Below are 7,714 nucleotides of genomic sequence, written 5' to 3' on the forward strand. Positions count from 1 at the left end.
TGGTCGAGATGTCGACGCCGTCCAGCGACGAGATGTCGATCGTCTGATCCACCACCCCGTCGACCAGGATCGACATCAGCCCGTCGCGGTCGACGGTGACGGCGAAGTGCTGCGCCGTGCCGGCCAGCGAGAGCGCCGAACCGTCCAGCGTGATCACATTGCCCGCGCCGTCGGCGATCCGGGCGTGGGAGATGAGCCCGCCCTGACCGTCGGCGACGAAGCCGAAGAAGAAGCCCTTCTCGAAGCCGGCCTGATCGGCGCGCATGTCGAGGACGGCCATGTCGGCAGAGATTCCGGGCGTGAGCCAAGCTTCGAAACTGAGGTCGGAGGTGCCGGAGACGCCTTCGAGATTCGGCACGAACACCGCGTCGTCAACGCCGTCGAAGCCGAGCGCCTGGCCGCCATCGGCCGGATCGTCGCCCAGCAGAAGGTCGTTGCCGGCGCCGCCCTCGATCAGGTCGTCGCCCGCACCGCCGACCACGTCGTCATTGCCGTCGCCCGCCCGCAAGGTGTCGTTGCCGCCGCCGCCGGAGAGGAAGTCGGAGCCCGCGCCGCCTTCCGCGCTGTCGTCGCCGAGCTGGCCGAACAGCCCCTCGTTCCCGGCCGTGCCGGTCAGCGTGTCGCCGCCCGCGCCGCCGAACAGCGCGCCTTCGGCCGAACCGGCGTTCGCGGTCAGATCGTCGGCCTGGGCCGAACCCAGCACCGCCTCGATATCGGCAAGGACGTCGGCGCCCTCGCCGCTCGCCGTACCGGCGGTCAGATCGACGGTGACCGCGGAGCCCGCATCGGTGAAGTCCACGACGTCGAGATCGGCGCCGCCGTCCAGCGTGTCGTCGCCCAGGCCGCCGACCAGGGCGTCCTGGCCCGCACCGCCCGCGATCGCATCGTTGCCGGCCCCGCCGTCAACGAGATCGGAATCCGCGCCGCCATCGATGATGTCGTTGCCGTCATTGCCGAACAGGGCGTCCTGATCGGCATTGCCGGCGAGCGTATCGTCGAGGCTGGTGCCGAAGGCGACGTCCTCGGAGCCGCCGCCGATCAGTTCGATCGCCGCATCGGTCTTCAGCGCCGCGTCGATCAGCAGGAAGCTGGTCGCCGCCGCCAGCGCCGAGGCGTCGACGATGACATTGCCGGAATTGCGCAGGGTGTTGTCGCGCAGCTCGACCGTCGTCTCGAGGTCGGAGACCAGGGTGAGGCGTTCGAAATTGCTCGTGTTGGCAAGCTGATCGGCGGTGATGTCGCCGCCGCCCGAAACCCGCAGGTCGTCGGTGTCCGCGCCGCCGTCGAGGGTGTCGTTGCCGTCCAGGCGCGTCGTGTCGATCACGAAGGTGTCGTCGCCCGCATCGCCCGTAGCGAAATGACCGCCGAAGCCGAAGGCCAGCGTGTCCGCGCCGTCGCCGCCAACCACGGTATCGTTGCCCGCAACGGAGATGATGCTGTCGTCGCCGGCGCCGCCGGCCAGGCTGTTGAGATTGGCGTCACCGGCGATGGTGTCGTCATGGGCCGAGCCGATGACGTTCTCCACGAACTGGATCGTGTCCGCCGCGCCATCGCCGTCATTGGCCGCCACGCCGGCGGCAAGGTCGACGTCCACCGCGCCGGCGGCGGCCGAGTAGTCCGCCGTATCCGTTCCGGCGCCGCCGTCCAGCTGGTCGAATCCAGCGCCACCGGCGAGCGTGTCGTCGCCGATGCCGCCGATGATCTGATCGCCGCTTCCCTGGCCGGAGATGCTGTCATTGCCCGCGCCGCCGTCGAGCTGGTTGGCGAGGCTGCCGCCGACGATGGTGTCGTCGAAATCGGAGCCGATGACATTCTCGACGCCGGTCAGGCTGTCGGTTCCGCCGGAGCCGTCAGTCGCCGTCTGACCCACCAGGCTGACCGAAACCGCCGCCGTTTCGTTCGTGTAGTCCGCCGTATCGACGCCGGCGCCGCCGTCCAGCGTGTCGTCGCCCGCGCCGCCCTCCAGCAGGTCGTCGCCGTCGCCGCCGTCGAGCACGTTGGCGCCGCCGTCGCCGACCAGCGTGTCGCCAAAGACGGTGCCCGTGACGTTCTCGATGCTGGTCAGGGTATCGATGGAGCCGCCGCCGTCCGTCGCCGAACCGACGGCCAGGTCGACGTCGACCCCCGCCACGTCGGACGCATAGTCCGCCGTGTCGATGCCCGCGCCGCCATCCAGGCTGTCATTGCCTGCGCCGCCATCGACGGTGTCGTTGCCTGTGCCGCCCGAGACGCTGTCGCTGCCGCCGCCCGCGGCAATGCTGTCGGCGCCATCGCCGCCCACGAGAACGTTGGCCGCGGCGTCGCCGGCGATGGTGTCGGCGAAGGCCGAGCCCACGACATTCTCGATGCCGGAGAGCGTGTCCACGCCGCCGTCGCCGTCGTCGCTCGCCGCACCGGCGAGCAGGTCGAGGTCGATGCCGCCCGCCGCGCCGGAATAGTCCGCCGTGTCCGTCTCGGTGCCGCCGTCGAGCACGTCGTTGCCCGCGCCGCCGATCAGCGTGTCGTCGCCGGCCGCGCCGGTCATGCTGTCGTCGCCGTCATTGCCGGTCATGGCGTCGGCGCCATCACCGCCGGTGACAGTGTCGTTGCCCGCACCGCCATCGATCAGGTCGTCGCCCGCGCCGCCGTCGATGGAATCGGCGCCCGCGCGGCCGCCGACGAGGTCGCCGCCGTCTCCGCTCTGGATGATGTCGGCCGCCGCCGAACCGTCGATCGAATCCGCGAAGGCGCTGCCGGCCACGCCCTCGATGTTCACGAGCACGTCCGCGCCGATGCCGGCGCTGTTGGCGTCGCCGTCAACCGAGGTGGCCAGGCCTGTCGTGAGATTCACCGAGACGCCGCCGGCCGCTGCCGTGTAGTCGGCGAAGTCCGTGCCCGCGCCGCCGTCCAGGGTATCGGCGATGAAACCGCCGCCCGCCAGCGTCGGCGAATCGCCGCCGCTCAGCACGTCGTCGCCCGCGCCGCCTTCGAGCAGGTTGTCGTTGCCGTCGCCCGTCAGCGTGTCGGCGAAGTCCGAACCGGCGACATCCTCGATACCGCTCAGGCTGTCGGTTGCGCCGCCGCCGTCGGTGGCCAGACCGGTGGAAAGGTTCACGGCGACGCCTGACGCGTCCCCGGCATAGCTCGCCTGGTCGAAGCCCGCGCCGCCGACGAGCGAATCAGCCCCTGCGCCGCCTTCCAGGATGTCGTCGCCATCGCCGCCGAAAAGCTGGTTCGCCGCCCCGTCGCCGGTGACGGTGTCGTCGTTCGCCGACCCGATGACGTTCTCGACGCTGTTCAGGCTGTCCGTCGCGCCGCCGCCGTCGGTCGCCAGACCGGTGGACAGATTGGCCGTGATCCCCGCCGCATCGGCGGAGTAATCCGCCGTATCGACGCCCAGACCGCCGAACAGCGAGTCCGCCCCGGCGGCGCCGGCCAGAATGTCGTCGCCGGCATTGCCGAGCAGCTGGTTCGCCGCGGCGTTGCCGGTCAGCGTGTCTCCGAAAGCCGAACCGGAAACGTTCTCGATGCCGCTCAGGCTGTCCGTGGCGCCGCCGCCGTCGGTCGCGGTGTTGCCGGCGAGATCGACGTTCACGCCCGCGGCGTCTTCCGAATAGTCGGCCCGGTCGGAACCCGCGCCGCCGATCAGCGTGTCCGCGCCGCCGCGGCCCTGAAGCAGGTCATCGCCGTCATTGCCCTGCAGCACGTTGCCATTGGCGTCGCCATCGATGGTGTCGTCGAAGACCGAGCCCGAGACGTTCTCGATGCCGATCAGAACGTCATTGCCGCGCAGCGCGCCGTCGATCGCGGTGCCGGCGGCGAGATCGACCTCGATGCCGCTGCTGGTGCCGGTGTAGTTCGCCGTGTCGATGCCGTCGCCGCCGTCAAGGGTGTCGTCACCCTGCAGACCGCTGAGAACATCGTTGCCGCTGCCGCCGACGAGGCTGTCATTGCCTTCGTCGCCCGACAGGGTATCGGCGCCTGACTCGCCCTGAAGCGTATCGCTGCCCGAGCCGCCGGCAAGGCTGTCGTCCCCGCCCTGGCCGTTGATCACGTCCGCGCCGGCGCCACCTGAAATGGTGTCGCCCGTTCCGGCCGCGCCGAACAGGCTGTCATCGAAACCGCTGCCGATCAGCCCCTCGACGCCCGACAGCACGTCCGCCTGGCTGGTCGCAAGTCCGAAGGTCTGGGAGGAGAAGACGGTATCGCCGCCCTCGCCGGACAGCGTGACCGTGCCGAGCGCCGCCAGGAAGCCTTCCGCCTCACCGCTGAGGTCCACGAAATCGGTGCCGGCGCCGCCGGTCAGCGTGTCATTGCCGCCCAGGCCCGCCAGCGTGTCGTCGCCCGCGCCGCCGTTCAGCGCGTTGGCTGCAGCGTTGCCGGTGATGGTGTCCGCGAAGGCGGAGCCGAGAACGTTCTCGATGCCGCTCAACGTGTCTGTCTCGCCGCCCGAGACCGCCGTGCCCGCGCCCAGATTGAGGTTCACCGCATTCGTCGTCGCGGTGAAGGCCGCCGTGTCCGAACCGTCGCCGCCATTGATGGCGTCCGCGCCCGCGCCGCCGATCAGCGTGTCCGCACCGGCCCCGCCGTTCAGCGTGTCCGCGCCCGTGCCGCCGTCGAGCGAATCGTTGCCCTCGCCGCCGTTGAGCTGGTCGTTGCCGACGCCGCCGCTCAGCGTGTCGTTGCCGCCGAGGCCGTTGAGGACGTCGTTGCCGCCGCCGCCGACGATGTTGTTGGCCGACGCGTTGCCGTTCAGCGTGTCATTGCCGGCGGTCGGGCCCGACGGCGGCGGCGGGGCCACGATGTCTTCGTTGCCGTCGTCGCCGCCGCCGCCATCGTCTTCAGCACCGGCGCCGGATCCACCGCCGCTACCGCCGCCACCACCGGTGCCCCCGCCGCCGCCCGAAGGCGGCGCAGTCGATTCCACCAGGCTGTCGAAGCTATCACCCCCACCGCCGCCGGTTGCGCCGCCGGTGCCCGATGTCCCGCCCGTGGTCGAGCCCGATGTCGTGCCGAAGGACGTGCTGCCGCCGCCGCCCGTCGTGCCGCCGGAGGTGCCGCCGGAATCCCCGCCCGCATCACCGCCGTCGCCGGCCGTGTCACCGCCGCCATCGCCGGGACCGCCTTCGTCGCTTGCCGGCCCCTCGTCGGGAGCGGAAGCTTCCTCGCCGTCGGCTGAATCGCCCCCATCACCAGTCGCGTCGCCGCCTTCGGCCGGCCCTTCGACGCTGCCGTCCTCGGCGCCGAGGCCGCCTTCGCCGTCTCCACCGTCCGCGCCGTCCTCGCCGCCCGAATCGCCTTCGCCGCTTTCCTCGCTGCTGGCTTCTTCCTCGCCTTCGCCCTCTTCCTCGCTTTCGCCTTCCTCTTCGCCTTCGCCCTCTTCCTCGCCTTCGGCTTCCTCTTCGCCCTCGCCTTCGGCTTCCCCTTCGCCCTCGCCCTCGCCTTCGCCTTCGGCCGCGGCGCCGGCATCGTCGCCGCCGCCGTCGCGGCGGTCATCGCCGCCATCGTCGTCGTCGCGGCCGCCGCGCTCGACGCCGGGCGAGTTCGGCAGGCTGTTCAGCGCGTCGGAGAAGCGGTCCTCGACCTCCTCGCGGCTGAGGATCCGGGGCGGGTTCGGGGCCTCGAACTGGCTGGAGGCGCTGGTCTGCTCGAAAGCCTGGCTGAGCAGCACGCCGCCGGCCTGGTTGGAGACGAAGACCGAACCGGTCTGGCCCTGGTCGTCGGGCAGGTTGACGACCTCGGACTCCTCGCCCTCCTGTGCGCCGCGGCCGGTAACGTAGGTGCCGCGGATACCGATGGTGAGCACCGGCGTCTTGACGGTGAGCGCGTCGTCGCCCGTCTTGGCCACGGCGCCGGAGACGAAGGAGAACGAGCCCTGAAGCACGTTGACGACGGCGTTGCCGGTGTTGGCCGCCGGGTCGTAGACGAAGTCGTCGAGGACCATCCGGGCGTCCTCGCCGACGGAGAAGGTCGTGTCGTCGACGAAGCGCAGGCCGACCGAGCCCTGGCCGCCGGTTTCGATGACGTCGTCCTGGTAGACCGGATCGCCCGGCGAGAGCTGCACGCGGCTGCCGTCGGCGCGGGTCGCGAAGACCACGCCCTCCAGGGATTCGACAACGCCGATCGGCTCGCCGAGGTCGCCGCCGGCCTGGGCCAGGCCATCGGCGGCGGGGCCGGCGAGGATGGAAGCGAGATGGCCGGTGATCTGGGCGCCGCCCAGGGTGTAGAGGTCCGGCGGCGTCTCGGAAGCGAAGAAATTGACGACGAGAACCTTCTCGCCGTTCTGGCCGACGAGAATCAGATCCGGCCCCTGACGGACGAAGTCCGCCGTGAGCAGGAACGCGCCCTTGTCGATGACCAGGCTCGCCTTGCCCGACGCATCGAAGACAGCCGCAAAGTCCTGCTGTCCCGCAAACCCGTCGGAAAGACGCGGCGGCAACTGGTCTCTGGTCATGTACCAAGCTCTCCTAACAGAGCCCGGCGCGCGTCGGTGGCTTTACTGGGCCGGCTGGTATCCGCCCCCTTCGGAGGGGGTGAAACCGCACTGCGCGACGACTGCCGAGTTATCGACCGGCGTGGACTGCGCAACGGCGCGCGTATCCAGACGGCCCAGGGTATTCAACACTCGGAACGCTGCTACTTGAGAGTCGAAGAATGCGTTAACGAAGTTGATGCATGCGCTGAATAGCTCGTTTTCGGCGTCGAGAACATTGATGGCCGTCTCTTTTCCGGCTTCCCGCAGCTCAATTCGGGACTGGAAGACCTCACCGGCAATATTCATCGCGTTACGCAAGAGTTCGGCGCGCTCTTTTGCAACTTCCATTTCATGCCAGGAGAGTTCCATGAGTTCGGTGGTCTTGCGGCTGACGTCGCGGCCGCTCTGGATCGCTTCCTTGTAACGGGCGTTGGCCTCGGCGCTGTTGGCCGGGGTCAGAAAGCCGTCGAACAGCTGCCAGGTGAGTTCCAGCTTGACGGCGTAATCGTGGCGCACGTCCTCGACGCCGGCGAAGTTGTTCTCGATGTTGGCGCTGCCCACCACGTCGACGCTGGGATAGTAGGTGGACTGGGCCCGGTCGATCTCGTGCATCGCCGAATCGGCCTGGGCCGAGGCGATCTTGATCACCGGGTTCTCGGCCTGCAGCTTCTCGGCCGCCGCCTCCTTGGATTCGGGCAGCATCGAGGGCGGCACCTGCATCGGCACCATGCTCTCCAGGGTCGGGGGGTGACCGAAGACCTGAATATAGGTGGAGATCGAATCCTTCAGCGCACCCTCGAAGGCGATGCTCTGCTCCTTGGCGATCTGCAGGCGCGACTTGGCCAGCAGCACGTCGACGCTGATGCCGGAGCCGCGGGTGACGCGCTCGTCCTCCAGCTCGAGCTGCTCGCGGATGGCGCGCTCGTTGCCGGCGTTGAGCCTGACCAACTCACGGTTGCGCAGGACGTTGAGATAGGCGGTCACGCCTTCCAGGATCACGTTCTGGCGCACGGCCGCCAGGGTGTTCTCCGAGGCCCGCTTCAGCGCCTTGGCGCTGGCCGTTCCGGCGAATCGGGAAAAGCCGCTGAACAGGTTCTGGCGCACCTCGACCGTCGCGTTGGTGGCGAAGAACTGCTGATTCTCCAGACCCAGCGCGCGCGTGGCGAGCGAATCGGTATGCTCGTAGCCTGCGCCGGCGGTGATGCTGGCCTGGGGCAGGAAGCCCGACTTCTCGCGCCGGATGTTCTGGTGGGAGGCATC

2 protein-coding genes are annotated in these 7,714 nt (G+C 69.7%); both read right to left on the reverse strand.

The window, feature by feature from the left end:
• Window positions 1-6,433, reverse strand: a 6,433-nt coding sequence (locus tag CWC60_RS16570) for a FecR domain-containing protein (RefSeq protein ID WP_206419978.1), incomplete at its 3' end; no start/stop codon positions are given.
• A 42-nt stretch (window positions 6,434-6,475) separates the two neighbouring features.
• Window positions 6,476-7,714 (reverse strand): TolC family protein (locus CWC60_RS16575; protein ID WP_109795046.1); only part of this gene is annotated, 1,239 nt, incomplete at its 5' end.

The organism is Minwuia thermotolerans, assembly GCF_002924445.1.
Classification (GTDB): Bacteria; Pseudomonadota; Alphaproteobacteria; order Minwuiales; family Minwuiaceae; genus Minwuia; species Minwuia thermotolerans.